The organism is Dyella sp. C9, assembly GCF_003332825.1.
Classification (GTDB): domain Bacteria; phylum Pseudomonadota; class Gammaproteobacteria; order Xanthomonadales; family Rhodanobacteraceae; genus Dyella.
Map to the genome: position 1 here is coordinate 116,911 of NZ_QIRF01000004.1, position 25,326 is coordinate 142,236.

Annotated in this window: 26 protein-coding genes; 14 read left to right on the forward strand and 12 right to left on the reverse strand. The window is 66.7% G+C overall.

Features of this window, described 5'->3' with window-relative positions; genetic code table 11:
- Window positions 1-19: 19 nt before the first annotated feature.
- On the forward strand, window positions 20-1,114 hold the full coding sequence (locus tag DVU99_RS07430; protein ID WP_232823499.1) for an oxidoreductase: 1,095 nt from the start codon (window positions 20-22) through the stop codon (window positions 1,112-1,114).
- Here DVU99_RS07430 and DVU99_RS07435 read toward each other — a convergent pair.
- The gene (locus DVU99_RS07435) at window positions 1,111-1,977 is read right to left on the reverse strand and encodes an isocitrate lyase/phosphoenolpyruvate mutase family protein (RefSeq protein ID WP_114239582.1); all 867 of its coding nucleotides are present in this window, start codon (window positions 1,975-1,977) and stop codon (window positions 1,111-1,113) included. The genes DVU99_RS07430 and DVU99_RS07435 overlap by 4 nt on opposite strands.
- A gap of 169 nt (window positions 1,978-2,146) precedes the next feature.
- Between DVU99_RS07435 and DVU99_RS07440 the strand changes: the two genes are divergently transcribed.
- Window positions 2,147-2,974, forward strand: coding sequence for an AraC family transcriptional regulator (locus tag DVU99_RS07440; RefSeq protein WP_114239583.1), 828 nt, complete (start codon window positions 2,147-2,149; stop codon window positions 2,972-2,974).
- 86 nt (window positions 2,975-3,060) lie between these two features.
- Window positions 3,061-3,204, forward strand: a complete 144-nt coding sequence (locus DVU99_RS19925; protein WP_198670226.1) for a hypothetical protein — start codon at window positions 3,061-3,063, stop codon at window positions 3,202-3,204.
- Between the two features lie 52 nt (window positions 3,205-3,256).
- Here DVU99_RS19925 and DVU99_RS07445 read toward each other — a convergent pair whose 3' ends face one another.
- Complete coding sequence (locus DVU99_RS07445; RefSeq protein WP_198670227.1) at window positions 3,257-4,147, reverse strand: patatin-like phospholipase family protein; 891 nt, start codon at window positions 4,145-4,147, stop codon at window positions 3,257-3,259.
- Between the two features lie 397 nt (window positions 4,148-4,544).
- Window positions 4,545-5,537, reverse strand: a complete 993-nt coding sequence (locus tag DVU99_RS07450; RefSeq protein WP_114239584.1) for an aldo/keto reductase — start codon at window positions 5,535-5,537, stop codon at window positions 4,545-4,547.
- Between the two features lie 114 nt (window positions 5,538-5,651).
- On the opposite strand from DVU99_RS07450, the gene DVU99_RS07455 reads away from it, so the two are divergent.
- Window positions 5,652-6,551 carry a LysR family transcriptional regulator gene (locus DVU99_RS07455; protein WP_114239585.1) on the forward strand — a complete coding sequence of 300 codons (900 nt, stop codon included), beginning with the start codon at window positions 5,652-5,654 and terminating at the stop codon, window positions 6,549-6,551.
- Between the two features lie 79 nt (window positions 6,552-6,630).
- Here DVU99_RS07455 and DVU99_RS07460 read toward each other — a convergent pair whose 3' ends face one another.
- Entirely contained in the window at window positions 6,631-8,673 is a 2,043-nt protein-coding gene (locus DVU99_RS07460) for an amidohydrolase family protein (RefSeq protein ID WP_114239586.1), read from the reverse strand.
- 131 nt (window positions 8,674-8,804) lie between these two features.
- On the opposite strand from DVU99_RS07460, the gene DVU99_RS07465 reads away from it, so the two are divergent.
- Window positions 8,805-9,932: an NAD(P)/FAD-dependent oxidoreductase gene (locus DVU99_RS07465; RefSeq protein WP_114239587.1), complete on the forward strand. Its 1,128-nt coding sequence runs from the start codon at window positions 8,805-8,807 to the stop codon at window positions 9,930-9,932.
- A 128-nt stretch (window positions 9,933-10,060) separates the two neighbouring features.
- Complete coding sequence (locus DVU99_RS07470; protein ID WP_114239588.1) at window positions 10,061-10,429, forward strand: hypothetical protein; 369 nt, start codon at window positions 10,061-10,063, stop codon at window positions 10,427-10,429.
- Between the two features lie 19 nt (window positions 10,430-10,448).
- On the opposite strand, the gene DVU99_RS07475 is transcribed toward DVU99_RS07470, so the two are convergent.
- Both DVU99_RS07475 and DVU99_RS07480 read right to left on the reverse strand, forming a co-directional pair.
- Window positions 10,449-11,201, reverse strand: coding sequence for a glutathione S-transferase family protein (locus DVU99_RS07475; protein ID WP_114239589.1), 753 nt, complete (start codon window positions 11,199-11,201; stop codon window positions 10,449-10,451).
- Window positions 11,202-11,258: 57 nt separating this feature from the next.
- On the reverse strand, window positions 11,259-11,678 hold the full coding sequence (locus tag DVU99_RS07480) for an acyl-CoA thioesterase (RefSeq protein ID WP_114239590.1): 420 nt from the start codon (window positions 11,676-11,678) through the stop codon (window positions 11,259-11,261).
- A 61-nt stretch (window positions 11,679-11,739) separates the two neighbouring features.
- Between DVU99_RS07480 and DVU99_RS07485 the strand changes: the two genes are divergently transcribed.
- The 3 genes from DVU99_RS07485 (at window position 11,740) to DVU99_RS07495 (ending at window position 14,884) form a co-directional block, all read left to right on the forward strand.
- Window positions 11,740-12,099: an SMR family transporter gene (locus tag DVU99_RS07485; protein ID WP_114239591.1), complete on the forward strand. Its 360-nt coding sequence runs from the start codon at window positions 11,740-11,742 to the stop codon at window positions 12,097-12,099.
- Window positions 12,089-12,421: a multidrug/spermidine efflux SMR transporter subunit MdtI gene (mdtI, locus tag DVU99_RS07490; RefSeq protein WP_304529404.1), complete on the forward strand. Its 333-nt coding sequence runs from the start codon at window positions 12,089-12,091 to the stop codon at window positions 12,419-12,421. Before DVU99_RS07485 ends, mdtI begins: the two co-directional genes overlap by 11 nt.
- A 129-nt stretch (window positions 12,422-12,550) precedes the next feature.
- Window positions 12,551-14,884, forward strand: coding sequence for a S9 family peptidase (locus DVU99_RS07495; protein WP_114239592.1), 2,334 nt, complete (start codon window positions 12,551-12,553; stop codon window positions 14,882-14,884).
- Window positions 14,885-15,009: 125 nt separating this feature from the next.
- Here DVU99_RS07495 and DVU99_RS07500 read toward each other — a convergent pair whose 3' ends face one another.
- The 4 genes from DVU99_RS07500 to DVU99_RS07515 form a co-directional block, all read right to left on the reverse strand.
- Window positions 15,010-16,224 carry an ABC transporter permease gene (locus DVU99_RS07500; RefSeq protein ID WP_114239593.1) on the reverse strand — a complete coding sequence of 405 codons (1,215 nt, stop codon included), beginning with the start codon at window positions 16,222-16,224 and terminating at the stop codon, window positions 15,010-15,012.
- Between the two features lie 8 nt (window positions 16,225-16,232).
- Window positions 16,233-17,534, reverse strand: a complete 1,302-nt coding sequence (locus DVU99_RS07505) for an ABC transporter permease (RefSeq protein ID WP_114239756.1) — start codon at window positions 17,532-17,534, stop codon at window positions 16,233-16,235.
- Between the two features lie 130 nt (window positions 17,535-17,664).
- Window positions 17,665-19,590: a M56 family metallopeptidase gene (locus DVU99_RS07510; protein WP_114239594.1), complete on the reverse strand. Its 1,926-nt coding sequence runs from the start codon at window positions 19,588-19,590 to the stop codon at window positions 17,665-17,667.
- Window position 19,591: 1 nt separating this feature from the next.
- On the reverse strand, window positions 19,592-19,978 hold the full coding sequence (locus DVU99_RS07515; protein ID WP_114239595.1) for a BlaI/MecI/CopY family transcriptional regulator: 387 nt from the start codon (window positions 19,976-19,978) through the stop codon (window positions 19,592-19,594).
- A 351-nt stretch (window positions 19,979-20,329) separates the two neighbouring features.
- Between DVU99_RS07515 and DVU99_RS07520 the strand changes: the two genes are divergently transcribed.
- The 3 genes from DVU99_RS07520 to DVU99_RS07530 all read left to right on the forward strand — a co-directional run bounded on the left by DVU99_RS07520 (window position 20,330) and on the right by DVU99_RS07530 (window position 22,038).
- Complete coding sequence (locus DVU99_RS07520) at window positions 20,330-20,527, forward strand: hypothetical protein (RefSeq protein ID WP_114239596.1); 198 nt, start codon at window positions 20,330-20,332, stop codon at window positions 20,525-20,527.
- A 7-nt stretch (window positions 20,528-20,534) separates the two neighbouring features.
- Window positions 20,535-21,404, forward strand: coding sequence for an SPFH domain-containing protein (locus DVU99_RS07525; protein ID WP_114239597.1), 870 nt, complete (start codon window positions 20,535-20,537; stop codon window positions 21,402-21,404).
- A gap of 160 nt (window positions 21,405-21,564) precedes the next feature.
- Window positions 21,565-22,038 carry a bacteriohemerythrin gene (locus DVU99_RS07530; protein ID WP_114239598.1) on the forward strand — a complete coding sequence of 158 codons (474 nt, stop codon included), beginning with the start codon at window positions 21,565-21,567 and terminating at the stop codon, window positions 22,036-22,038.
- Here DVU99_RS07530 and DVU99_RS07535 read toward each other — a convergent pair.
- Window positions 22,035-23,132, reverse strand: coding sequence for an AbrB family transcriptional regulator (locus DVU99_RS07535; RefSeq protein ID WP_114239599.1), 1,098 nt, complete (start codon window positions 23,130-23,132; stop codon window positions 22,035-22,037). The genes DVU99_RS07530 and DVU99_RS07535 overlap by 4 nt on opposite strands.
- Before the next feature lie 136 nt (window positions 23,133-23,268).
- Here DVU99_RS07535 and DVU99_RS07540 point away from each other — a divergent pair, with 136 nt between their 5' ends.
- Window positions 23,269-23,742: a bacteriohemerythrin gene (locus DVU99_RS07540; RefSeq protein WP_114239600.1), complete on the forward strand. Its 474-nt coding sequence runs from the start codon at window positions 23,269-23,271 to the stop codon at window positions 23,740-23,742.
- A 42-nt stretch (window positions 23,743-23,784) separates the two neighbouring features.
- Here DVU99_RS07540 and DVU99_RS07545 read toward each other — a convergent pair whose 3' ends face one another.
- Window positions 23,785-24,810 (reverse strand): ribonucleotide-diphosphate reductase subunit beta, encoded by a 1,026-nt coding sequence (locus tag DVU99_RS07545; protein ID WP_114239601.1) that lies wholly within the window; start codon window positions 24,808-24,810, stop codon window positions 23,785-23,787.
- Between the two features lie 207 nt (window positions 24,811-25,017).
- Between DVU99_RS07545 and DVU99_RS07550 the strand changes: the two genes are divergently transcribed.
- Window positions 25,018-25,314, forward strand: a complete 297-nt coding sequence (locus tag DVU99_RS07550; protein WP_114239757.1) for a GIY-YIG nuclease family protein — start codon at window positions 25,018-25,020, stop codon at window positions 25,312-25,314.
- Window positions 25,315-25,326 lie beyond the last annotated feature (12 nt).

Here is a 25,326-nt window from a genome sequence, read left to right on the forward strand (position 1 = left end):
CCGTCGATACGTGTACGCCATGCCCAGCAAGCCCTCCACTGCGCCGATGCGCGTGGCCCTGATCGGCTACGGTTACGCCGGCAAGACGTTCCATGCCCCGCTGATCCGCAGCGTGGCAGGCCTCGAACTGGCGCTGGTGGCCTCGCGCGATGCGGCCAAGGTGCATGCCGACCTGCCGGACGTCGAAGTCGTCGCGGATGTGCAGTCGGCCCTCCATGATCCACGCATATCGCTGGTGGTCATTGCCTCGCCCAACGACACCCACGCGCCGCTGGCACGTGCTGCACTCGAGACCGGCAAGCACGTGGTGGTCGACAAGCCGTTCGCCCTGGACGCTACCGAGGCGCGTGCCCTGGCCGTGCTGGCCCAACGGCAGGGGCGCGTGTTGTCGGTGTTCCAGAATCGCCGCTGGGACAGCGATTTCCTCGGCGTGAAGCAGGTGCTGGAGCAGGGCCTGCTGGGCGAGGTGATGCACTTCGAATCGCACATCGATCGTTTCCGCCCGCAGGTGCGCGCACGCTGGCGCGAACAGCGCGGTGCCGGCAGCGGCCTGTGGTATGACCTCGGCCCGCACCTGGTGGACCAGGCCCTGCTGTTGTTTGGCCTGCCACAGCGCGTGTTGGCCAGCATGGCGGTGCAGCGCGTGCATGGCGAAGTCACCGATTGGGCGCACGTGGTGCTTGAGTACGGCGCGCGCCGCGTGATCCTGCACGCCAGCATGCTGGTGGCCGGTGGCAGTCCGCGCTTCGTGCTGCATGGCACGGGTGGCAGCCTGGTGAAGGCGCTGCCCGATCGCCAGGAAGCGCAGCTGCTGGCTGGACTGCATCCGGGCGCCGACGGCTGGGGAGTCGATGCGGACGCCATGCAGCTTCATGACGGTAGCGACCATCCGGTGATGATCGCCACGCCCCGTGGTGACCAACGGCGCTATTACGAGGCCTTGTACGAAGCACTCACCGGACAGGGCGTCAACCCGGTGACACCCTGGCAGGCGGTGAGCGTGATGGCCGTGCTGGATGCCGCCATTGCATGCGCGACCACGGGAAACCCAGTGGCCCCGGCATGGTCCACGCAGGAGCGCGAGGCCTGGCCACAGTCGCTCACGACGCGCTAGGCCGCTCGTGCGGCGTGCGCGGCACGGAGTGGAAACAGACCATTGGCTTCGGACACGCTCAGCATGTGGGAGCCCATGGCGTCGTAGCGGCCGTCGACCAATGCCTCGGTGGCAAGGCGGCCAAGCTGGGCCAGCATGGCCTGCATGGGTCCGCAGCCCAGGCTGATCCGTCGCGCACCGGCCTCGGCCCATGCCGCGACCGACGGCGCGCCGGGATAGCCCGCATAGGCATTGAAGGGTACCGGTAGCGCGCGTACCAGCGAGGCCACGTCCTTCCGGTCGGCAAGGCCGGGCACGAAGATGCCATCGGCGCCGGCATCGATGTAGCTAAGTGCGCGCTGCCGCGTGCGCTCCAGGCGCGAGCCGGGAGCGGGGTCGGTGCCGACATAGGTGTCGATGCGCGCGTTGACGAACAGCGGCAGGCCACGATTCGATGCGACGGCGCGAATGCAGGCGATGCGTTCGGCCAGGATGGCCGGGTCGGCAAGATGTCCCGTGGCGGGATCGGTGCCGTCCTCGATGTTGATGCCCACCACGCCCAAGTCCATCAATGCCTCGACCAGCACTGCGGTGTCGCGCGACGTCGCGCCGAAACCGCGTTCGATGTCGACCGTCAGCGGCGCGGAGACCACGCGTGCGATGCGTGCGCAGGCATCGATGAGTTCCCGCACCGGCAACTGCTCGCCGTCGGGATAGCCCGCCGACCATGCCATGCCGGCGCTGGTGGTGCCGATGGCTTCGGCGCCAGCGGCCTCGATGACGCGCGCACTGGCGGCATCCCATGCATTGGGCAATACCAGTGGTTCGGGTCCGCTGTGCATCTGGTGGAAGCGCTCGGCGCGCTGAATCTGCTCGCGGTTCATGGCTGTTTCTCCTGGAAGGCAGGGGGCAGGTACAGCAGACCATGGCCGCTCCGGGGGCGCTGTCAGAATCTTTAGCGGCCGCATGCGGTTCACGGGACGCTGCTCCGGCGCACTGCTAAGCTGGCCATCGCCTTGGAAAGCCAGGGGCGGGCGCCCCGCTGCAGGGACCATGTCGATCCTCACTTCGCGCATCCTGCTGTCGACTGAAACGCTGGGCCTGCGCAGCGTGCACTGCACGGGCACGTGTCGCCATCGCAGCGACGAGGAGTGCGCGTCCGCGACCCAGCTGGTGTTTCCCTATCGCGGCCTGTACCTGCGCCATGTCGGCCGCGACCAGGCGGTGGCCGATGCCAACCACGTGCTGTTCTTCAATGCGCAGGAGGGTTACCAGGTCAGCCATCCACTGGATGGCGGCGACAGCTGCCTGAGCCTGAGCCTGGATCCGGCGCTGCTCGCCGAGCTGGCGCCGCACAGCTTGTTGCGTACCGAGCCCGAGGTGGCGTTCCGCGCGCAATCCATGCGTATCGATGCGCGTGCGCAGGCGCTGGTGGCGCTGCTTCGCCACAGCCTCGAGCAGGGCAGCATCGAGCCGCTGGAAGCCGAGGCGCTGACGCTTACCCTGGTCGGCCGCAGCCTGGGGCCGCGCAGCACGCGTGACTCCGCGGCCAGCCACGGTCGCCGCCGGTTGGCCGATCGTGTGAAGCTGCTGCTGTCCAGCGACCTCTCGCGGCGCTGGACGCTGGCCGAGATCGGTCGCGCCATCGGCTGCTCGCCGGTCTATCTCACCCAGGTGTTCAAGCAGGTGGAGGGTTTGCCGCTCTACCAATACCAGTTGCAGCTTCGCCTGGCCCGCGCACTGGACCTGCTGGCGCAGCACGAGGATCTCTCGGCGCTGGCCACGGAACTGGGCTTCTCCAGCCACAGTCATTTCAGCCACGCGTTCCATCGTGCCTACGGGCGCTCGCCCACCGAATTCCGCCGAGTCACCCAGGCTTAGGTCGCTAAAGATCTCGACAGCGCCGGCGGCAGTCGCCGTGGTCTGCTTGATGTTGCCCAACTGGAGGCGATCAACGGAGATGTGCCGTGAGCGAGAAGACCTGCGCCGTATGTGATTACCCGCTGGATGACCATGCCATCGAGGTCACCATCGGCCATCGCGTGGTGGAAGTGTGCTGCGAGGAATGTGCGCAGAAGCTGCGCGAGGCCAGTGCAAAGGCTGGCAGTTGATGCGAACGTGGCATGCGCCCGGGAATGGTCACCTTTCCGGGCGCGGTGCGGTTCAGTCGGTGGTGACCAGCGCGTGTTCCATCACCGTGGCCACGTCGCGCTTGCCGAGCGCGAGCGCAGCCTGGATGTCGGTGCGCGCCGTGCAATCCCAGGTGGATACCGGTACGCGCTGGCTCGGCTGCAGATAGTGCCGGCCCTGATAGCGGAACAGCATCGGCATCCGCGGATAGTGCCGCGTCAGCAGCACCAGCGTGCCGGCGGGATCGGCTTCGTCCTCCGGCAGCACCGGCACGCTGTCGAGATAGCCGCCATCGATGGCCAGCGCGCCGGCCACCTGTTGCGCACGCATCATCGGTGGCGCGGCCGCGGCCGCAAGCAGCAGGGTCTGCGCTTCGGCCAGCGTGCTGCACGCGTGCAGGTCGAGGAATTCCTGGCGCAGCCCGAGCATGCGCGGCAAGCCCGGATGCAGTCGGTTCCATACGAACTTGTCCACCAGGTAGGCCAGCGTACCCGCCACCACCGAACCGCCGAGCCCGAGCCGGCGTGCTGGCCGCGTCAGCGAGATCAACAGCCGCTGTGGCGATTCGCTGAGGTTCTGGAAGGTGTTCTCGTTGACGAACGAGGCGAGCCACGCGGGGTACAGCCAGTCGTGGGCGAAACGCCAATGGCGCGGCAGCAGCCCGCGTCGTTCCACTACGCGGGGGTTGTCGCGGAATAGTTGCCCGCAGGCATCGAAGGCGCGCTTGAGCCCCCCGCTGGTGAGTGCAGCGGCCGCCACTGCGGCACCGGCGCTGGTGCCCACCAAGGTGGGCGGCAGGCGCCAGCCGTTGGCCATCCAGTGGTTCACTACACCGGCCTGCCACCAGCAACGGTTACCCCCGCCGGCGAAGACCAGCGTCTCTACCTGTGACAACTGCAGTCGTGTCACTGCCTCGTATTGCATGGCGGTGCGTGAAATCCCGAAGTCTCCCTGTATGGAGCCATTGTCGCGGAGACTCAAGGCCAAGGGCATCCGGGGATCGGCCTACGCCAAAAGCAAAGAGGCCCCCTTTCGGGGGCCAATGGGCCAGAGCAAGGGGGGTGTCTGGCCCGGGGCGTCGAGCGGTACAGAGTGCCCGCCGACCGGCATAGGTTGCTGGAGTGGCCCAAATTACGATGTCAGTGAAAGACTACCCAGTTGGTAGGGTCGAGCCTCGAAACTTGTCGGCGTACACAAGGAATTGACGAAAACCGCCCACGGGCTCACGAAATTCCAGCTCCCGTTGTGACTGGAAGCCAGGGGCCGTGTGCACGGCCCGTGAGCCCAGGGCGGGCTGCGTGAATCGGCGCGACGGCCGTGCTCAGACGTTGACCAGATGCATGCCGGCTTCCGGATAGCGCATGCCGTTGGCGACATCGAGCGGAAACACCGCGTCGATGGCGGCAAGCTCGCTGTCGTTGAGGTTGACGTGCAATGCGCCGAGGTTTTCCTCGAGCCGATCGCGGCGCTTGGTACCGGGAATCGCCACCACGTCCTTGCCCTGGGCCAGTACCCAGGCCAATGCCAGTTGTGCGGGCGTGCAGCCCTTGTCCGCGGCAATGGTCTTCACCTTGTCCACCAATTGCAGGTTGCGGATGAAGTTCTCGCCCTGGAAGCGTGGGCTGTGGCGACGGTAGTCATCGGCGTCGAAGTCTTCGGGGCTGGCGAATGCGCCGGTGAGGAAGCCACGCCCCAGCGGGGAGTAGGCCACCAGGCTGGTGCCGAGCCGGCGGCAGGCGTCGAGCATGCCGTTCTGTTCGGGATCGCGCGTCCACAACGAGAACTCCACCTGCAAGGCGCTGATCGGATGCACCTTGGCCGCGCGCTCCAGCGTGCCGCCCGAGGCTTCGGAGAGGCCCAGGTAGCGCACCTTGCCGGCCTTCACCAATTCGGCCATCGCGCCCACGGTCTCCTCGATCGGCACGTTGGGGTCCACGCGGTGCTGGTAGTACAGGTCGATATGGTCCAATCCCAGTCGTTTGAGGCTGCCCTCGCAGGAGGCACGCACGTATTCGGGGCTGCCGTTGATGCCGCGCCGCGCCGGGTCGTTGGGGTCGCGCACGATGCCGAACTTGGTGGCGATGAACGCCTGCTCGCGACGATCACGGATGGCCTTGCCCACCAGCACTTCGTTGGTGTGCGGGCCGTACATGTCGGCGGTGTCGAGCAGGTTGACACCCCGCTCCAGCGCGCGGTGGATGGTGGCGACGGATTCGGCGTCGTCGCGGCCGCCGTAGAAATCGCTCATGCCCATGCAGCCGAGGCCGAGGGCGGAAACGAACGGACCTTGCTTGCCAAGCTGGCGCATCTGCATCGGAGTGTCCTTGCACAGGGTGGGGAACCGGAGGCAGGCATTCTTGGGCATGTCGGCCTGGCGATAAATGCTCAATAATCGCCATGTCTGTTAGCAAAACGGCCAACAATCGCCATGGACCGACTGCAAGCCATGCGGGTGTTTACCCGGATCGTCGAGCTGGGCAGTTTCACGCGCGCCGCCGATGACCTCAGTCTGCCGCGCGCCACGCTTACCCACACCATCAAGCGGTTGGAGGAGTACGTGGGAGCGCACCTGCTGCAGCGGACCACGCGTCGCGTTCGCCCCACCCGGGATGGCGAGGTCTACTACAACCACTGCGTGCGGCTGCTGGCCGACCTGGATGCGGTGGAGGCGGATTTTCGCGAAGCTGCCGTAGTGCCCAAGGGTAAGTTGCGCATCGATCTGGCGTCGTCGCTCGCCCGGTATGTGCTGATTCCGGCCTTGCCGGCGTTCTTCGCACGCTACCCCCAGATCGAGTTGGACATCGGCACCAGCGACCGTTTCGTCGACTTGGTACAGGAGGGCGTGGACTGCGTGTTGCGGGTCGGCGATCTGGCCGACTCCACCATGGTAGGGCGGCGGGTCGCCATGCTGGAACAGATCACCGTGGCAAGCGCCGATTACCTGCGTCGTCATGGTCACCCGCAAACCCTGGCCGACCTACAGACCGGGCACATGGCAGTGAACTGGGCGTCACCCACCACGCGGCGCCTGACCCCGCTGGAGTTCCGTGTGGGACGCAAGCTGCGTGAGATCGCCTTGCCGTCCCTGGTGACCGTCAGTGGTGTTGACGCTTACCACGCCAGCTGCGAGGCGGGATTGGGGATTGCCCAGTTTCCGCGTTACCGCCTGGTCGAGCAGCTGCGTAGCGGTGAACTGGTGGCCTTGCTGCCGGCCACGCCGCCACCACCACTGCCGGTGAGCGTGCTGTACCAGTCGCAACGGCAATTGCCGTTGCGATTGCGCGTGTTTATCGACTGGGTCGCCGAGTTGCTGGGGAAGATGACCTAGGCGGCACTTCCGTGGGGGGCAGGCACCGCACCCTCACACCAACCCCTCTCCCCCAAGGGAGAGGGGCCAGTCGTCGCGGTCACTCCCGGTATGCCGGTTGCCGGCTGATGCCGCCCTCGGTGCGCAGTGCGTTCGCATCCATGAGCTTGCCGTCCATCATCACCACATCGGTATGGCGCAGGTCGCCGATGTTCACCGCGGGGTTGCCGTCCACCAGCACCAGGTCGGCGGCCTTGCCCACGTGGATGCTGCCGGTGCGCTGGTCGGCGCCCACCAGGTGCGCGGTGGCGATGGTGGCGCTGGCCAGTGCCTCGGCATTGGTGAAGCCGGCCTGCACGTACAGCTCCAGCTCGCGCACCAGCTCCAGCCCGCTGCCGTCGGTGCCGGCCACGATCGGCACGCCCGCCTTGTGCATGGCGCCCACCAGCGCCTGCAGCTTGGCGAAGCTGGCGCGGTAGTCGGCGCGGGTGAGGTCCTTGGGCACGGCGAGGCCGCCCTGGCGGAAGCTGCGCTCCACCGCCGGCGGCAAGCTGCCCATGAATGGCGCATAGGCCGGCGAGAGATCGCCGTTCTCGGGCACGTACAGGATCTCCGTCACCACCAGGGTGGGATCGGAGGTGATCTTGCGGCTGGCCATGGTGGCGATCAGCGACTTCATCGGATCCTTGTCGAGATCGACATCCTTGGCATAGCGCCCCGGCCCCTCGAAGCGGGCCATGCCGTTGGAGTGATCGACCACGGCATCGGGCATCGCCTCCATCATCACGAAGTAGATGTGGGTGATTTCGTCGTAGCCATCGGCAATGGCCTGGCTGGTGCGCATGCCGGCCGGCAGGTGGCCGTGCACGTGCAGGCCCAGCGCATGCGCCTCGGCCGCGGTGGGTTTGACCCAGGCGGGATTGAAGCTGCCATAGATCTTGATCGCATCGAAGCCCTGGTCCTTGGCCTGGTGCACGAAGGCGATGGCTTGCTGCTGCGTGGTGGCGACGCTGGCGCCCTGCGCCGTGTTGGGTCCCTTGCCGTCGATCAGCAGCGAGGGATACACGCGCGGCATCAACAGCTCGCCCTTGGCCCGCCGTTCGGCGCGCGAGAGCGTGCGTTCGTTGATGTTGCCCGGGTCGCGCACCGAGGTGATGCCCAGCGACAGCAGCATCGGCCCGCTGCTGTCATCGGCGACATGCTGGTGTGAATCCCACAGGCCGGGCACCAGGGTCTTGCCCTGGCCGTCGAAGACCTGCGCGTGGGCCGGCACGGTGACCTTGGCGGCGGGGCCGACCTGGGTGATCACGCCCTTGTCCACCACCACGGTCTGGTCGTCGACGAAGCGCGTGCCGTCGACGAAGGCGCGCACATGGGTGAAGGCCACCGGGCCAGCGGGCGTCTTGAGCAGTCGCGGCACGATCTCGCGGGCGTGCTGCGCCATGGCGGTGGACTGCGCCTTTTCCAGCGCTGGCACGGCGAATTCATAGCCCGCCGGAATCCATGACATGTCGCCCACATAGGCGAAGAAATGGCCGGAACCGTCCACCCATACCGGGATCGGCGTGTTGTTGAGGCCGGTGATGGCATAGGCGGTCAGTTGCCGTTGCGCCGCGCCTTCGCCCACCGTGGCGGTGGTGAGCGGCGCGGCGTGCGCCTTGCCGCCGGGCAGCAGGGCGAGGGAATGGTCCGGCGTGGCCAGCAGTTTTTCGACCAGCTCGGCATACAGTTCGAACGGGCCGCCGAAGGCCACGTATTCGGCGCCGCTGCCGAAAGGCGCCGAACCGGCGTCGACCGGGCTCTTCCAGTGCGTGGTGCCGCCGCTGACCGAGAAGCTTTCGGCCGCGTCACCGTTGGGCGTGTGGCCGCGGATCACCAGCTGCCGGATCAGTCCGTCAGGGCCGAGCGTGGCGCGGCTGTCGACCTCGGTGACGAAGCCGCGCAGCAGCATGCTTTCGCGCCCCATGTGGGCGCCGTCGGCGGCAGTCCATCGCGACGAGGTGCCGTGCTTGCCGGCGCTGGAGAGGATGGTGAACTGCTGCGCATTGGCCGGCGGGATGGCCAGCGTTTCCGCAGGCGCTGCGGTATCGGCGAGGCAGGGCAGGGCAAGGCACAGGGCAAACACGATGGGCAACGCGCGCATGGGACGGCCTCCGTGGATGGTCGGCGCAGTATCGTTGCAGTCGGGGCGCGGAACCACACCCGGCGTTGACGCCAGCGCAACGTGCCCGCGGGTCAGACTCCCGGTTCCTGGCCTGCCCGAGCGAATACGTCATGGTGTCTAGCGAGCCCGCGGTGCTGATTGCCGGCGCCGGCCCCACCGGATTGGCCGCAGCGCTATTTCTTGCGCGTCGCGGCGTGCCGGTGCGCATCATCGATCAGGCTGCGCAGCCCTCGCCCAACTCCAGGGCGCTGGCGGTGAACAGCCGCACGCTGGAGGTGCTGGACGACACGGGTGTATCCGAGCGCATCGTCACCGAGGGCTGGGCCGTGCAGGGCGCCAGCCTGCACGAGCACGACCGCGTGGTGCTCGCCTTCGACCTGCCCGCCGTGCTCGGTGCGCAGCACGCCATGACGGTGCTGCCGCAGGCGCGGACCGAGGCGCTGCTGGCCGAGGCCCTGCGTGCCGAGGGCGTGGGCGTGGAGCGGGGCGTGGCCCTCATCGGGCTGAGCCAGGGCGACGGCGGCGTGCAATCGACATTGCTCCACGCCGATGGCCTGCAGGAGCAGGTATCCAGTCCGTTGCTGTTTGGTGCGGACGGCGCGCGCAGCACGGTGCGCCAGGCGTTGGGCCTGGCTTTCACCGGCAGCAGCCTGCCCGAGCCATGGCACCTGTGGGACCTGGACATGCAGACGTCGCTGGACCCGCAGCGCGCGCACATCCTGTTCGAGCCCGATGGCTTTGTGTTCGTGCTGCGCCTGCACGGCAAGCAGTGGCGCGTGATCGGCAATGGGGTCGACCCGCTGGGGGCGCTGCGCCGTATCGGCAACGTGGGCACGGTGACCTGGCAATCGCAGTTCCACATCGGGCACCGGGTGGCCGCACAGGCGGGTGTCGGACGCGTGGCCCTGGGTGGCGATGCCGCGCACATCCACTCACCGCTCGGTGCACGCGGCATGAACCTGGGCATCGAGGATGCATACGTCTATGCCGACTGCGCCGCCGAAGCGTTGGCCGGTCAACCGGAGCGCCTGCAGGACTATCACGTGCTGCGTCATGCGATACACAAGGACGTGGTGCGCCGGATCGGCATCATCACCCGCCTGATGCATGGCCGGCCGCCCTGGCTGCGCTGGTTCCGTGACGAAGTCGTACCGGTGGCCGGCCATCTCGCCTTTGCCCGGCAGCTGATGCTGCGCACCGTGGGTGGCATCGACCACCCGTTGAAGACCCGTCCCTGATTCGGGCTCAAGTCGGCGCCGCATCGGTCGATACAAGGGACAGCGCGCACTCCGTCCCGCATGGACTGCGTGCCGGTTCGGCCTGCGCGCAGGCCGACGATACAGCCCGTCGGGAAGTTGTTATCCGCATGACCGCTCACAAGCCTCATTCCAAGGGAAGCCACGTGGACTGGAGCGATCCGCACCTGCAGGCGCTGCTGCGCAAATCGGAGCACTGGAAGTTGGACAACCGCGGCACCTACACCCCCAAGGACGTGCAGATCCACCTGGGCTGGGGTGCCACCACCGGGCAAAGTGCGCTGCTGATCTGGGAGCGCGACCAGGTGATGATGGTCGAGACACGCTTTCCGATCCCGTTGGGCGAACAGGTGCGCGTGGACGAACCACGCGGCGTGAGCCTGCGCAGCGTGTGGGGCATCGTGGCCGAGGGGCGCGAGGGTTTCCGTGCCGAAGACCGCGAGAACGGCGTCCACCTGCACTGGCTGCACCTGCGCTGAGCGCACGCGCCGCGCCGCCTCACTCCACTCTTGCCGAGCCCTTGCGTGGCGCCTGCGTGCCCATGGTCGTCGCCGTCAGTGGCACGCCGGCAGTGGCCAGCACGGCACGCTGGTCTTGCGGCGGAACGCGCAAGATAGCGTCCTCCAGCTGTGCCAGCCGCTGGAACGGCGGCAGGGCCTGAACCTTGTGAACCAGCGCCGCGGTGCGCGGCCAGCGCGTCGCGTCGATGGCATAGCGCACGAAGGCCGCGGTACGGAAATAGCTGGCGAGGCTGATGTCGGCGATCGACAGTTCACCGAAGGCGTAACCTTCGGCCGGCAGCTGGCTTTCGAGGTAATCCAGCGCGGCGGGAATCTCCACCTCGCGCGCGTGCGCCATCAAGGCTTCGTCGGGTTCCTCGCCGAAGAAATGGCGGCGGATCACCTTCTGGTAGAACAGCTTCCACAACAGCAGCGAGGCCAGGTGCGTGTCGCAGTATTCCTCCAGCCAGCGCGCCTTGGCCCGCGCAGCAATGTCCGCGGGGTAGAGCGAGGGCGTGGCGAAGCGGTCTTCCAGGTACTGGCAGATCACCGAGGAATCGGTGAGCACCAGGTCACCGTCGATCAGCACCGGCACGCGGCGCAGCGGGCTTAGCGCGGTGAAGCGCTCATCGCCGACGAAGGGTGGAATCGGGTCGATCTCGTAGGCCTGGCCTTTCAGTTCCAGGCAGGCCAGTACCTTGCGTACGTAGGGCGAGACATAACTGCCAATCACGGTGAAGCGGGGCGCCATGCGTTTCTCCGGGGGACGGTGTACCACCCGGAGCGTGCTGGTCGCCCCGCCCGGGCGTCAAGCCGAGGCACCTTCCGGCAGCGGCGGCACGGTGGCGGGTGCGCCGTTGGAATCCAGCGCCACCATCACGAAACGGCCGGTGGTGCACACGCGGCGATCGCCGGTGAGCGGATCTTCAGCGGTCAGCTCCACTTCCACCGTCATCGAGCTGTGGCCGACGCGCACGATGCGCGCCACCAGTTCGGCCAGCTGGCCCTTGCGCACCGGCACGCGGAAATTCACCTCTTCCGAACGGGCAGTAACCACGGTGCGGCGTGCATGGCGCGAGGCGACGATGAAGGCGGCCTTGTCCATCCAGGCCAGTGCCTGGCCGCCGAACAAGGTGCCCAGATGGTTGGTGTGATCGGGAAAGACCATCTCCAGCAAGCGTGCCTCGGGCAGCTGGGGATGGTCGGCGGGTGCGGCGGTCTGATTCATGGCGGTATCGCAGGGGAGACGGGTAGGATGGGGCAGCGATGCAAGAGGCAAGGAGAACAGCATGCGCTACTGGCTCTTCATGGCAGCCGCTATTGTCACCGAAGTCGCTGGCACGTTGGCGATGAAATACGGCACGCACCATGCTTCCCATGCGCTGGGGCTGGGCGTGATGTACGTGATGCTGGTGCTGTCCTACACCTGCCTGGCGCTGGCGGTGAAGCGCATCCCGCTGGCCGTGGCCTACGGCGCCTGGGAAAGCCTGGGCCTGGTGCTGATCACCCTGTGCAGCGCCTGGCTGTTCGCCGAGGACCTCAAGCCGGCCAAGCTGGCCGCCATCGCGCTGATCATCGCCGGCATCATCCTGCTCGAGCGCGGCACCGACGAAGCACCCGTGGCGGTGGAGTCCGACCGTGCTGCCTGATTTCGAGCCGATCCACCTGCTCTACCTGTCCATCGCGATCGTGCTGGAGATCGCCGCCAACGTGCTGATGAAACGCTCGCACGGCTTTGCGCACAAGCGACCCGCGATCGCCGCCATCGTCTGCGCACTGGCTGCCTTCACCGCGCTCAGCTATGCGATCAAGGGCATCCAGCTGTCGGTGGCCTACGGCGTATGGGGTGGCGTGGGCCTGATCGCCACCACCGTGCTTGGCATCACCCTGTTCGGCGAACGCCTGCACCGCGCGGGCTGGGTGGGCCTGGTGCTGATCACCCTGGGCGTGTGCCTGCTGAAGTTCGCCTAGTACACGGCGACATGCTGCCGCGCACGGGACCAATGGCAGGGGTGCCCCCTGCACGGCGACAGTAGGATGAAAGGTTGAGCACCGCACCCATCCGGGTGCCCGCAACTGCAGCTGATCCGGGGAGAACACATGGTTTCGAAGAAGCACGGGGTGCGCCTGGCGGGCGTACTGGCAATGAGTGCGCTGTCGGCGGCTGTGGCCGCGCAGGGCCGGACCCTTACCGACGACGACTACGCCAGGGCCGAACGCTACGTGGGCTACAACACCACGCCGCTGGTGGATCACGCCGTGGGCAGCGTGACCTGGCTGGACGACACCCACTTCTGGTATCGCGACCACGACGCCAATGGCGACCAGTACCTGCGCTACGACACCGCCACCGGCAAGGCCACGCCCGCGTTCGACCACAAGCGCCTGGCCGCGGCGCTCGGCAAGGTGCTGGGCAAGCCAGTCAACGCCACCAAGCTGGGCATCTCGGGCTTCACCGTGGCCGGCGATGGTCGCCTCGACCTCACCCTGAAGGGCAAGCACTACCTGTGCGACGCCAAGCTCGGCGCCTGCACGGCCGGCAAGGACGAAAGCGACGAGAGCGTGGGCCATGAGCCGGGCGTGCTGTCGCCGGACAAGCACAGCGAAGCGTTCGTGCGCGACTGGAACCTGTGGGTGCGCGACGTGGCCACCGGCAAGGAAACCCAGCTCACCCTCGACGGTGTCGAGAACTACGGTTACGCCACTGACAACGCCGGCTGGAAGCACTCCAACAAGGCGATCCTGGTGTGGTCGCCCGATTCGAAGCAGATCGCCACCTTCCAGCAGGACCAGCGCAAGACCGGCGACATGGTCATCGTCGGTACCAACGTCGGCCACCCGAAGGTGGAGAAGTGGAAGTATCCGCTGGCCGGCGACAAGGACGTGACGATGATCGAGCGCGTCATCGTCGACGTCGACAGCCACAAGGTGCTGCGCCTGAAGATGGCGCCAGACCAGCACCGTTCCACCTTGTGCGACGACGTCAGCTGCGGCCGCGACGGCGGCTGGGACGACGTGCAGTGGGCGCCCGATGCCAGCTCGCTGGCCTTCGTGTCGTCCTCGCGCGACCACAAGCAGGCCTGGTTCCGCGTGGCCGACGTGCACAGTGGCGAAGTGCGCACCGTGTTCGACGAGAGCGTGCCCACCTACTACGAGAGCGGCAACGGCAAGGTCAACTGGCAGTACCTGCCGGCCAGCCACGAGGTGGTGTGGTTCAGCGAGCGCAACAACTGGGGCAACCTGTACCTGTACGACCTCGACAGCGGCAAGCTCAAGCACGCCATCACCAGTGGCGAAGGCAATGTCACCGAGGTGCTCAAGGTGGATGCCAAGTCGCGCACGCTGTGGTTCCGCGGCGTCGGCCGCGAGCACGGCGTCGACCCGTACTACCAGCAGTTCTACAAGGTGAGCCTCGATGGCGGCGCACCGACCCTGCTGGCGCCGGAACCGGCCGACCACACCATCAGCCTGTCCCCGGATGGACGTCTGTTTGCCGATGCCTTCTCCACGCCGACCACCCCGTCGGTGACCGTGCTGCGCAGCGCCGACGACGGCCACGTGCTGGGCACCATCGCCAAGGCCGACATCTCGCGCCTGGTCGCCACCGGCTGGAAGGCGCCCGAGCCGTTCACCGTGAAGGCCCGCGACGGCAAGACCGATCTCTACGGCCTGATGTTCAAGCCTACCCACTTCGACCCGTCGAAGAAGTACCCGGTCATCGACTACATCTACCCCGGCCCGCAGACCGGTTCGGTGGGCTCGCGCAGCTTCAGTGCCGCGCGCGTCGACCACCAGGCGCTGGCCGAGCTTGGCTTCATCGTCGTGGCGATCGACGGCATGGGCACGCCGTGGCGTTCCAAGGCCTTCCATGACGCCTACTACGGCAACATCGGCGACAACACCCTGCCGGATCAGGTGGCAGGCCTGGAGGAGCTGGGCAAGCGCTATCCGTGGATCGACATGGATCGCGTGGGCATCTGGGGTCATTCCGGCGGCGGCAACGCCACGGTGACCGCGATGTTCCGGCATGCCGACCTGTTCAAGGTGGGCATCGCCGAAAGCGGCAACCACGACAACCGCAACTACGAGGACGACTGGGCGGAGAAGTGGCAGGGCCTGGAAGTCACCGACAAGGACGGCAAGAGCAACTACGACGACCAGGCCAACCAGAACCATGCGTCCGGCCTGAAGGGTCACCTGCTGCTCGCACACGGCACCATGGACGACAACGTGCCGCCGTACGAAACCCTGCTGGTGGTCGATGCGCTGATCAAGGCCAACAAGGACTTCGATCTGCTGATGATTCCCAACGCGCACCACGGCTACGGTGCGGCCAGCAACTACATGATGCGCAAGCGTTGGGACTACTTCGTGCGCAACCTCGCCGGTGACACGCCGCCGAAGGAGTACACGATGAGGCCGCCGAAGGATTGAGCCTTGCCCTGCTTCCTCTCCCCTCCGGGGAGAGGGTTGGGGTGAGGGGGCGATCCCGCGGAAAGCCGGTTCGAGGCGGGCCCTGTTGATGCCTTTCCGCAAGTACCCGCCCTCACCACTACCCATCAGCCCGAGCGCGTGGCGACCACCGGCGGCACCGATGCGGCCTTGCGCGCCGGCCCCAGCACCGCCAGCTGTCCCAGCAGCCACAGCGCCAACGCACCGGCCGGCACGTACATCAGCGGCAACCGTTGCAGCGCGTAGTGCTGCATCAGCAATACGTTGAGCGCATAGGCCAGCGTCACGCCGAGCGCGATGCCGCCGCTCACGATGAGGAAGTTCTCCACCTGCACGTAGCGCAGGATGTCCCGTCGCGTGGCGCCCACCGCGCGCCGGATGCCAATCGAACGCCGCCGCTGCTGCACCCAGAAGCTCGCCAGCCCGGCGATGCCTGCGGCGGTGACCAGCAACAACGCGCCGGCCGCGGCCAGCAGCAGGCCGATCATGGTGCGGTCGCGCCGGAAGTAGTCCTCGCGCAGCTGCGCAAAGGTCTGTGGCCGCCTCAGCACACGGTTGCCGTCCAGTTGGGCGAGCCGGGCCATGGCGCGTTGCAATACCTGTTCGCGCTGCTGCGGCGTCGTGCGCATCACATAGAGCACGTTGCCGCCGTCCGGCAACATCGGCAACAGCGTGGCGTATTCGTTGCCGGCGGATTCGTCCAGCACGGGGCGCAGCAGGTGGTCGACGACGCCGACGATGCGCACCGGGCCATCGCCCGGGTAGATCACCTTGCCCAGCGGGTCCTGGCCGGGGAAGAGCTGGTTGGCCAGCGCGCGCGTCACGATGGTGGAGGGCACGTGGTTGATGCCGGCCCAGTCCTGGGCGCTGCCTTCCGGCAGGTATTCCTCGGGCAGGAAGTCGCGTCCCGCGACCAGGTGCAGGCCCAGCGTGTCCAGTTCGCCCTGCGTGCCGGTGTATGCCGATGCGGTGACCTGCGCATCGCCGCCAGGCGTCAGGGCGATGCCGTTGCTCCAGTTGTTGCCGCTGAAGGGCAGCGCATCCACCGCCATGGCGGAGCGCACGCCGGGCAGCTCGCGCAGCGCGGCCAGATCGGCCTGGTGGCGCGCGAGCGTGTCCGTGCCCGCGTCGATGCTGATGCTCTCCAGCATCACCAGTTCGTTTTCGGCCACGCCGCTGGGCAAGCCCAGCTGGCTGATGCGATGGCCGAGGATGGCGGCCACGTTGCACACGATCGCGCAGGTGAGCGCCACCTGCATCACCATCAGCAACACGGGAAGCTTGTGGCGGCCGAGGCTGGCCAGCAGGGGAGAGTGCGGCATGGCGATCCTCATTGCGTCTTGAGTTGCAGGGCGGGCGCGATCCGGCACGCGCGCCACGCGGGCAACAGGCCGGCGAGCACGCCGGCCAGCACGGCGAGTGCAAACGTGGCCAGCAACATGCCCGCGTCCATGTGTGCGAGTTGCGCGTAGCCATCGGGTCGCTGGCGTACGCTCCACAAGCCCAGCAGCGCCACCAGCAGGCCAAGCAGGCCGCCGGCCAGGCCGATCACCGACGACTCCACGCCCAGCTGCAGGAAGATGTCGCGTCGACGCGCACCCAGCGCGCGGCGCACGCTGATCTCGCCGCCGCGGCGCAGGAACGTGGCCAGCAGCAAGCCCATCACGTTGAGCATGCACACCAGCAGGAACCCCATCGACAGCGACAGCTGCAGGCGAAGGTCGTCGGGAATCACGTGCTGGCGGATCAACCAGGCCATCAGGCCGTACAGGTGCGGATCCGCCTTGCGCAGCAGGCGCCCGTGCGCCTGCTGTTCGCGCCAGTAGCCCGAGAGGAACTCGCGATACGCGTCGGCCTTGGCGGCACTGTCCAGCTCCACCCAGAACTGCAGCCAGGTGCATTGGTCGCTGGTGCGTGCATCGCCGCCATTGCCCCAGCACGAGAGGCTGCCGACGAAATCCAGCTTGAGATCGAGCGCGGTCTGCAGCGGCAGGAAGAACTGGTCGCTGCGGCCGAAGGAGCGCTTGTCGATCTGTGCGTAGAACTGCGGTTGCGGCTGCCAGTCGTCGAGCACGCCGACCACGCGGAAGTCGCTGTCCTTCAGCCGTACCGTGCGGCCGACCGCCGGTGCCTCGCCGAACAGTTTGCGGCTCAGCGTGCGGTTGAGCACCACCACGCGGGCGTGCCGCTCGTCGTCCTGCGCGGTCCATCCTGTTCCGCTGAGGAAAGGCGCGCCGAACATCGCGAAGAAGTCGGCCGTGGTGTAGCGGCCGGTTTCATAGAAGGGCAGGCCATCGCCCTGCACGGGACGCACAGGTACCGCCCCGCCGGTCATCGCCGCCTGGCGGTCGGCGCGTGCCGCGTGCAACAGGTTCATCGCGTCGGGCCAGGTGAAGTTGCCGTCGGTAGATGGGGCGCTCGGCCTTCCGTGATCCAGCGGGCGGGGGTCGATCTGCGGGACGAAAAGCTGCGCGCTGCGATCCGGCAGCGGGTCGCCCGACAGCACATGGAACACGGTGATCATGGTCATGCTGGCGCCGATGCCCAGGCCGATCACCAGCACCATCAGCACGCCCAGCGCCTTGTTGCGGCGCAGGTGGTGCGCAGCGATGGTCGCGTAATAGCGGAACATCTCGATCTCCCGGGCAATGTGCGTTTTCTTCGGCGTGCAGGCCACCGTGCCCCGGCAAGTGCCGGGGCCATCAGGCGATATTGTTCATGGCGGAATCACCGCGCCGCCTGTCAGGGCGGCGCGGCCGGGATCAACGCGCGTTGAGCGGCTGGGCCAGGCCCTTGGCCAGGGCGTCGTCGAGCACGCGGTTCATCTGCAGGGCTGCCTGGGCGGAGACCTGCTCCTGGCGGTGGCCAAGCGCTTCCTGCTGCTTGCCCAGGGCTTCCTGCTGCTTGCCGAGGGCTTCCTGCTGCTGTTCGAGCTGGTCGCGTTCGCGTTGGATCTCTGCGCGTTCGGCCTGGATGCCGGCGCGCTCGCCGGTCGATCGCTCGTCAGGCTGGCCACGAGCCTCGCGGACAGCGACCGCTGCCTCACGCTGGGCGAGCGCAGCTTCGCGCATGCCCAGGGCACCCATGCGTGCGCCTATGCCGCCCTGTTCGCCACCCAGGCGACCTTGTTCGCCGCCGAGCTTGCCTTGCTCCTTGGCCAGCTCGGTGACCGGTGCATACGCGGCGCTGGCACGCGCCACCATGGCGGGATCGTGGATCACGTAGGTCTGGTCCTGCCGGCGGAACAGCACCAGCGGCTCGCCGTGCCCGCTCAACCTCTGCGCCGCCTGCAGGTCGGTGTCGCTGCCATTGACCGTGATGGTGTCGTTGTCCAGCAGCACGAATCCATAGCGTGCGTCGTTGCTTGTGTCGATGTGCACATGGTGTGCGGCAAGGCCATCGGTGTGCGGTGCCGGAGGAGCGGGTGGTGCGGGCGGTGCCGGCAGGGCCTTGGGTACGGGCGGCGCCGGTGGTACCGGCGGAACACGGGGCGTGGTGGATGTTGCCGGTATCGCCTGCGGGGACGCAGCCCGTGCCGCAGTCGCAGGCCGGGCCGCAGCGGCCGGCGTGGCGCTGGAGGCGGCGGCAACCGGCGCGGGCACCGGTGCCGGCGGGGTGCCCGCTTGATCGGGAGCAGCCTCGGTCACGCGATACGGCAACACGCCCACCGCCGCAAGCACGGCGACCAGCAGCCAGCTGCGCACGCGCGAGGTGGCGTCGCTCGCATGCTGCAGGAGGTTCAAGCGGCGCTTGAGGTTGAGGAAGGTCGGCGAGGCGCCGGCCAGGCCCGCATGCAGCGGGTGCGCCACGCCAAGGCGCAACAGCAGCCGGCCGTAGTCCTGGGGCGTGGCGTCATGTTGCTGCACGACCTGGGCATCACAGGCCGCCTCGCGATTCAGGGCGTACTCGCGCATCGCCCAGCCCACCAGCGGATGGAAGAAGAACAGGCGCTGCGCGATCGCAGGCACCCAGCCCATCCAGAGGTCGCCACGGTGCACATGGGTCAGTTCATGGGCCAGCGCCAGCGAAGTTTCTTCGTGGGTCAGGCGCTGCTGCACGGGCAGCAATACCACCGGGCGCAGCCAGCCGCTCACCTGCGGCGAATGGATGGCGTCGGACATGCGCAACGCCGGGCAGCGGCGCAGGCCCATCGCGCTGGCCTGCGCAGCACAAGCTGCCTGCAGCGCGGGGTCGCGCAGCGGCCAGGAGTTCCACACCACCTCGCGGGCCTCGAGCCAATGGCGGATCGCCACCACCAGTTGCACCAGCACCCCGGCCAGCCACAGCGCGAGCACGACGGTCTGCCAATGCCACGGTGCGGATGCTGGTGGTGCCGCGTCGACCATTGCCGGCGTGGCGGTACTGCCGCTGTCGGCACTTTGGGATGGCTGGGCAAACGCATTGATGCGATGCTCGCTGGGTCCGGCGTACACCGGAGTGGCAGGTGCATCCGCATGGGGGGCCGCCGTCGCCGGACTCAGCAACGGCAGCGAGACCGGCATCGGTGCCGCCAGTCCGATCAGCAATTGCGCACCCAGCAGCCACCACAGCATCGAGCGCGTGGCCGAGCTCAGGCGCGGCAGCTGGCGGCACAACAGCCACACGGCGCCGACCAGCAGCGCCGCCTGCAGCGACGTCCATGCCAGGCGGCTGACCACCTGCTCGGCAAGCGATATGACGAGGTTCATCTCAGGTCTCCTTGCGTCGCGATTGCAGTTGCGCGACCAGTGCTTCGAGCTCGGCGAGTTCGGTGTCGCTCACTTCGGCGCGTTCGGACATCCAGGCCACGAACGGCGAAACCGATCCGCTCAGCGTCCTCTCGACGAACTGGCCCACGGCACTGCGCATCACTTCACCCGGGCCGGTGGCCGGGCTGTAGCGATAGACGCCATCCACCTGGCGGCGGCGCAGGTAGGCCTTGCCGCGCAGGCGTTCCATCATGGTCAGCACGGTGGAGCGAGCCAGGCCGCGGGCTTCGCCGAAGTCCGCGGCGACCTCGCCGACAGAGGCATGGTTGTGTTCGGCCAGGTACTGCAGGAGCGCCAGCTCCTGGTCCCCGATGGAAGGCTTGCCCATCTTCACGGTCCTAGTGACTACACGTGTAGTCAACCTATCCCGTGACTACACATGTAGTCAATAGGTCGGGCGGCAGGGTGGCGCCTTGTTGCGTTGCACAAAAAGCGGAGTAGACTGCGCGCCGTCGTCATCCCACGGCGCGCATCGGAGTGCGCTCATATGAAGACCATCCAGATTCGCTTCGCTGACCGCTTCGGACATCACGGGCCGAAGACCGCTCCGGCGGCTTAGCGCACTTTCGACGCGCCCACTCCGTCGGGGCCGATGGCGGCGCGCCGTCGCATCGCGGGGACCGGCCTGCCGATGGACGTCCAAACGCACGGGACCATCCGTCCATATCAAGGGGAATCCATGAAGACGCTCGTCGACTGGCTGGCGCATCGGCTGTGGCCGTTCGTCGTCTGCCTGCTGCTGTACGTCGGTTTTGTCGGGCCGGCACTGATTTCGGCAGTCAGCACCGTGGCGGTGCTGGCGGGCCTTGCCTTGCTGGTCTTGCTGGTGGCGTGGGGCATCGTGCTGCTGCGCCATGGTTTCACTCACAAGGAATGACCAAGTCATGAAACGCGTACTGAGCTTGTCGCTGTCGCTTTCGGTCCTGTTGCTGGCGGGTTGTTCCAAGGTCCCGGCAGGCAATGTCGGCGTGAAGTTCCAGATGTACGGCGACGACAAGGGCTCGCTGCAAGAGCTGCCGCCCGGCCGCTACTGGGTGGGCTGGGGCTACGAGATGTACACCTTCCCCACCTTCACCCAGACCTACACCTTCACCCGCTCCAGCATGGAAGGCCGTCCGGTGGACGAGTCGATCAGCTTCCAGACCTCGCAGGGCCTGACCGTCAACGCCGATGTCGGCATCACCTATCACATCGAGCCGTCCAAGGTGACGCTGATCTTCCAGAAGTACCGCAAGGGCATCGACGAGATCACCGATGTGTACCTGCGCAACATGATCCGCGACGCCCTGGTGAAGGAGGCCGCCAGCCTGGATATCGAGTCGGTGTACGGCAAGGGCAAGGCCAACCTCATCGAGGCCGTGCAGCGTGACGTGAGCGACGAAGTGGCGCCGGTCGGCATTGCGGTGGAGAAGATCTACTGGATCGGCGAGCTGCGCCTGCCGGACAACGTGGTGCAGTCGATCAACGCCAAGATCCAGGCCACGCAGATGGCCGAGCAGCGGCAGAACGAAGTGGCGCAGGCCAAGGCGGAGGCCGAGAAGGTCGAGGCCGAGGCACAGGGCCGCGCGCAGGCCCAGCTCACCATCGCCGAGGCGGAAGCCAAGGCTATCTCGTTGAAGGGCGAGGCGCTGCGCCAGAACCCGAACGTGGTGCAGATGTCCGCGATCGAGAAGTGGGATGGTCGCCTGCCCACCTACACCGCCGGTGGTGCGATGCCCTTCATCAACCTTGGCACGCCCGCGCAGGAACGCTGACGCGGCTGGCCGCTTCGGGGCAGGGACGCCCCGGGCGGCCGATGAATGCGGCCTAGTGTCGCGATACGCGTTTCGTTTCCGTCGTCCTTGACGTAAGTCAATTGCTCCGCCGTCGGATTGGCCGCCAATGGACAGACTCACGCACAAGGGAGGGTGCGACGTGCCCTACATGACCTGGCAAGACGACCTCAACACCGGCATCAAGGTCATCGATAACCAGCATCGTCGCATCGTGGAGATGATCAACCACCTCCACGATGCGATGGACCATCGCGATCGACAGGAACTCAACGACATCCTCGATGAACTGGTCGACTACACGCTATCGCACTTCACCTTTGAAGAATCGCTGATGGAGGATGCCGGTTACGAGTTCACCCGCGCGCACAAGCGGGTGCACGAGGTGTTCGTCAAGCGCGTGTCCGAATACCGCCTGCGCTTTCGTGCCGGCGAGGATATCGGCCACGAGTTGATGCACACGCTCTCGCACTGGCTGTTCAACCATATCCGCAACGACGACAAGGCGATCGTCGAGTCGGTGCGTCGCCATATGCAGGACGTGGCGCACGACGACGGCAGTGGTGGCGGCTGGCTGGCGCGTTCGCTGCGGCGCTTCTTCGGCGCGGCGCACTAGGTCTCGGTGGACTCCGGCACGGGGGGCTGCGCCCGTGCCGCCACCCAGCGCGCGATGCTGGGTCCCGCGAGCACCACCAGCAGGAAACGCGCGCTCTGCATGGCCATCACGAAGGGCAGGTCCACCTTGCTGGACGAGGCAATGATCGCCACCGAATCGGCGCCGCCCGGACTCATGGCCAGGTAGGCCGTCAGCGCATCCACGCCACTCACCGCCATCAGGCCGATCGAAAGCAGTGCGCAGGCGGCGATCAGTGCCACGATGGCGCCCATCAGTCGCGGCATCGCGTGGAGCGCGTAGGCCAGGATGTCACGCGTGAAGCGCTGGCCGATGCTCCAACCGATCACCGCATAGCTGATCGCGAGCAGCCAGGGCGGCAAGGTCACCACCAGCCATCCCATGTTCTGCGCCAGTGCCCCCAACGCCAAAGGCAGCAAAAGGGGCCCTGCGGGAATACGCAGCCAGTGCCCGACGGCTGCGCCGGCAAAGGCCAGCGCCAGCGTCGCCGCGAACGGTGCGAGCGCCACCGGGCCCAGCCAGTCGGTGACCGGCGCGTGGCCATGCCCCAGGGAGATGCGGGCCACGGTGGAGGCCACCACCGCCACCAGCAGCACGCGCAGGTATTGCATGAATGCGACCAGCCGCACGTCGGCGCCGAACGCTTCGGCCATCAGCGCCATGGCTGTGGCGGCGCCGGGAAACGAGCCCCAGATGGCGGTGGTGCCGGGAAGCACGCGGCGTCGCGCCAACAGCCAGCCGAGCGCCACGCTCACTGCAATCACCGAGGTCACCGCGCCGAGGAACAACGGCCACTCCCGCATCGCCTCATGCAGCAGTGCCGGGCTGAAGCTGCGCGCGATCATGCAGCCCACCAGCGCCTGCGCGCCCATGAACGGTAGCGGCCCCATGGCCAGCTCGCCCTCCATGGCTGCCACCACGATGGCTGCGGCCATCGGACCGATCAACAGCGCAGCGGAAAGGTGCAGCGCCTCCAGCACGGCCACAAACAATGCCGAAAGCCCGATCACGATCGCCCACAGCGGTAGCCGCCCCAGTGCTGCCAAGGACAGGCGGGCAGGAGCGGGCGTCGACATCGGGGAAACTCCGGGGTTGTCGGGAGGCGGCGCCGGCATTTAATCACACCGCGCCTTCACCATGACGCAGATCATTTCGGCTGTCAGGGAACAACGCTATCTGTTGCGCGGCCATGGAACGCCAAAGGGGGGCGCAATGACCGCACTGGTCTGGCAGGAGGATCTGAATACAGGCATCGACGTGATCGACAACCAGCATCGCCGCATCGTGGCGATCGTCAATGCCTTGTCGGACGCGCAACAGCGGCAGGACCGGCGGGCGGTCGGCGAGGTGTTGGAGGAGCTGGTGGACTACACCTTGTCCCACTTCACCTTCGAAGAGGCGCTGATGGAGGACGCGGGCTACGAGTTCGGGCGTCCCCACAAACGCCTGCATGACATCTTTGCGGCGCGCATCCGGCAGTATCAGCTGCGCTTCGCGGAAGGAGAGGACGTGGCCGATGAGCTGAAAAGCATGTTGTCGCGCTGGCTGTTCCAGCATATCCGCAACGATGATCGTGCCTACGTGGAGTCCGTAAGGCGCAACATGCTGAAGCTCACCAGCGATACCAGCGAAGGAGGCTGGTTGTCGGTGGCGTTGAAACGCTTCTTCGGGAGGAAGGGTGCTTGAAGCAGGCGCCGCGCATGCATTGGCAGGCGCGGCGCGGGTCGATCAGAACGACATGTCGAACGAGACTTCGCCCTGCACGCCGACCTGGTAGGCCGAGACGCGGCGCTCGAAGAAGTTGGTGACTTCCTGCACGTCCTGCAGGTCCATGAAGTCGAACGGGTTCTTCGAGCCGTACTTCTTGGGCAGGTCGAGCTGGGTCAGGCGCTGGTCGGCGCAGTATTCCAGGTACTGGCGCATGTCCTTCACCGACAGGCCGGCCACGCCACCGGACAGCACGTCCTCGGCGAACTGGGTCTCGCAGGCGATGGCGTCCTCGAGCATCTCCTCGATCTGCGCACGCATGGCGTCGTCGAACAGGTCGGGCTCTTCCGCGCGCACGGTGCGCACGACGTCAAAGGCGAACGCCATGTGGCAGCTTTCGTCGCGGAACACCCAGTTGGTGCCCGAGGCCAGGCCGTGCAGCAGGCCGCGCGAGCGCAGGAAGTACACGTAGGCGAAGGCGGCGAAGAAGAACAGGCCTTCGATGCATGCCGCGAAGCAGATCAGGTTGAGCAGGAACTGGCGACGCTGCTCGCGGGTTTCCAGGCGACGGATGTCCTGGATGGAATCGATCCACTTGAAGCAGAACTCGCCCTTCTGGCGGATCGACGGAATGTTCTCGATCGCGGCGAATGCCTTGTTGCGCTCGGCCGGGTCGGGGATATAGGTGTCGAGCAGGGTGAGGTAGAACTGCACGTGCAGCGCTTCTTCATACAGCTGGCGCGACAGATACATGCGCGCCTCGGGCGCGTTGACGTGCTGGTACAGGTTGAGCACCAGGTTGTTCGCCACGATGGTGTCGCCGGTGGCGAAGAACGCGACCAGGCGATGGATCAGGTGGCGATCGGCGTCGGACATCTTCGAGCGCAGGTCGGTGACGTCCAGCGAAAAGTCCACCTCGTCCACGGTCCAGGTGTTCTTGATCGCGTTGCGATACATCTCGTAGAACTCGGGATAGCGCATCGGGCGCAGGGTGAGTTCGAAGCCGGGATCGAGAATGTGGTGGGCGCGGGAGGGTTGGGTGGACATGGGATTCCTCGTGTTGTGTTGCGCCAGTGATGCCGGCGCTGTTGTTCTCTTGCTCGTCATTCCTGCGAACGCTGGAATTCAGTGACTTCTCTCACTCCAACAAAGCATGTCGGTGAAAGGCGCTGGTTCCCAGCCTCCGCTGGGATGACGGTGGTATGGGTGGTGGTTGGCGGCAAGCTTGGACCAAAAGCCATCCGGTCGAGCTGCATGCGATATCGCCAACCCTGTGTCTACATTCTCGCCAGCCACCGCAATGGCACCCTGTACACAGGCGTCACCTCCAACCTCCCAGCGCGTATCTGGCAGCACCGCAGCGACGTGGTGGAGGGTTTCAGTCAACGGTATAAGGTCCACAAGTTGGTTTGGTACGAAATGCATGAATCCATGGAGTCGGCGATTCGCCGGGAAAAGGCGATCAAGAAGTGGATGCGCACTTGGAAACTGGAACTCATCGAAAGAACCAATCCTTACTGGCACGACCTCTACGCCGAGATCTGCTTTTGATCGTCATTCCTG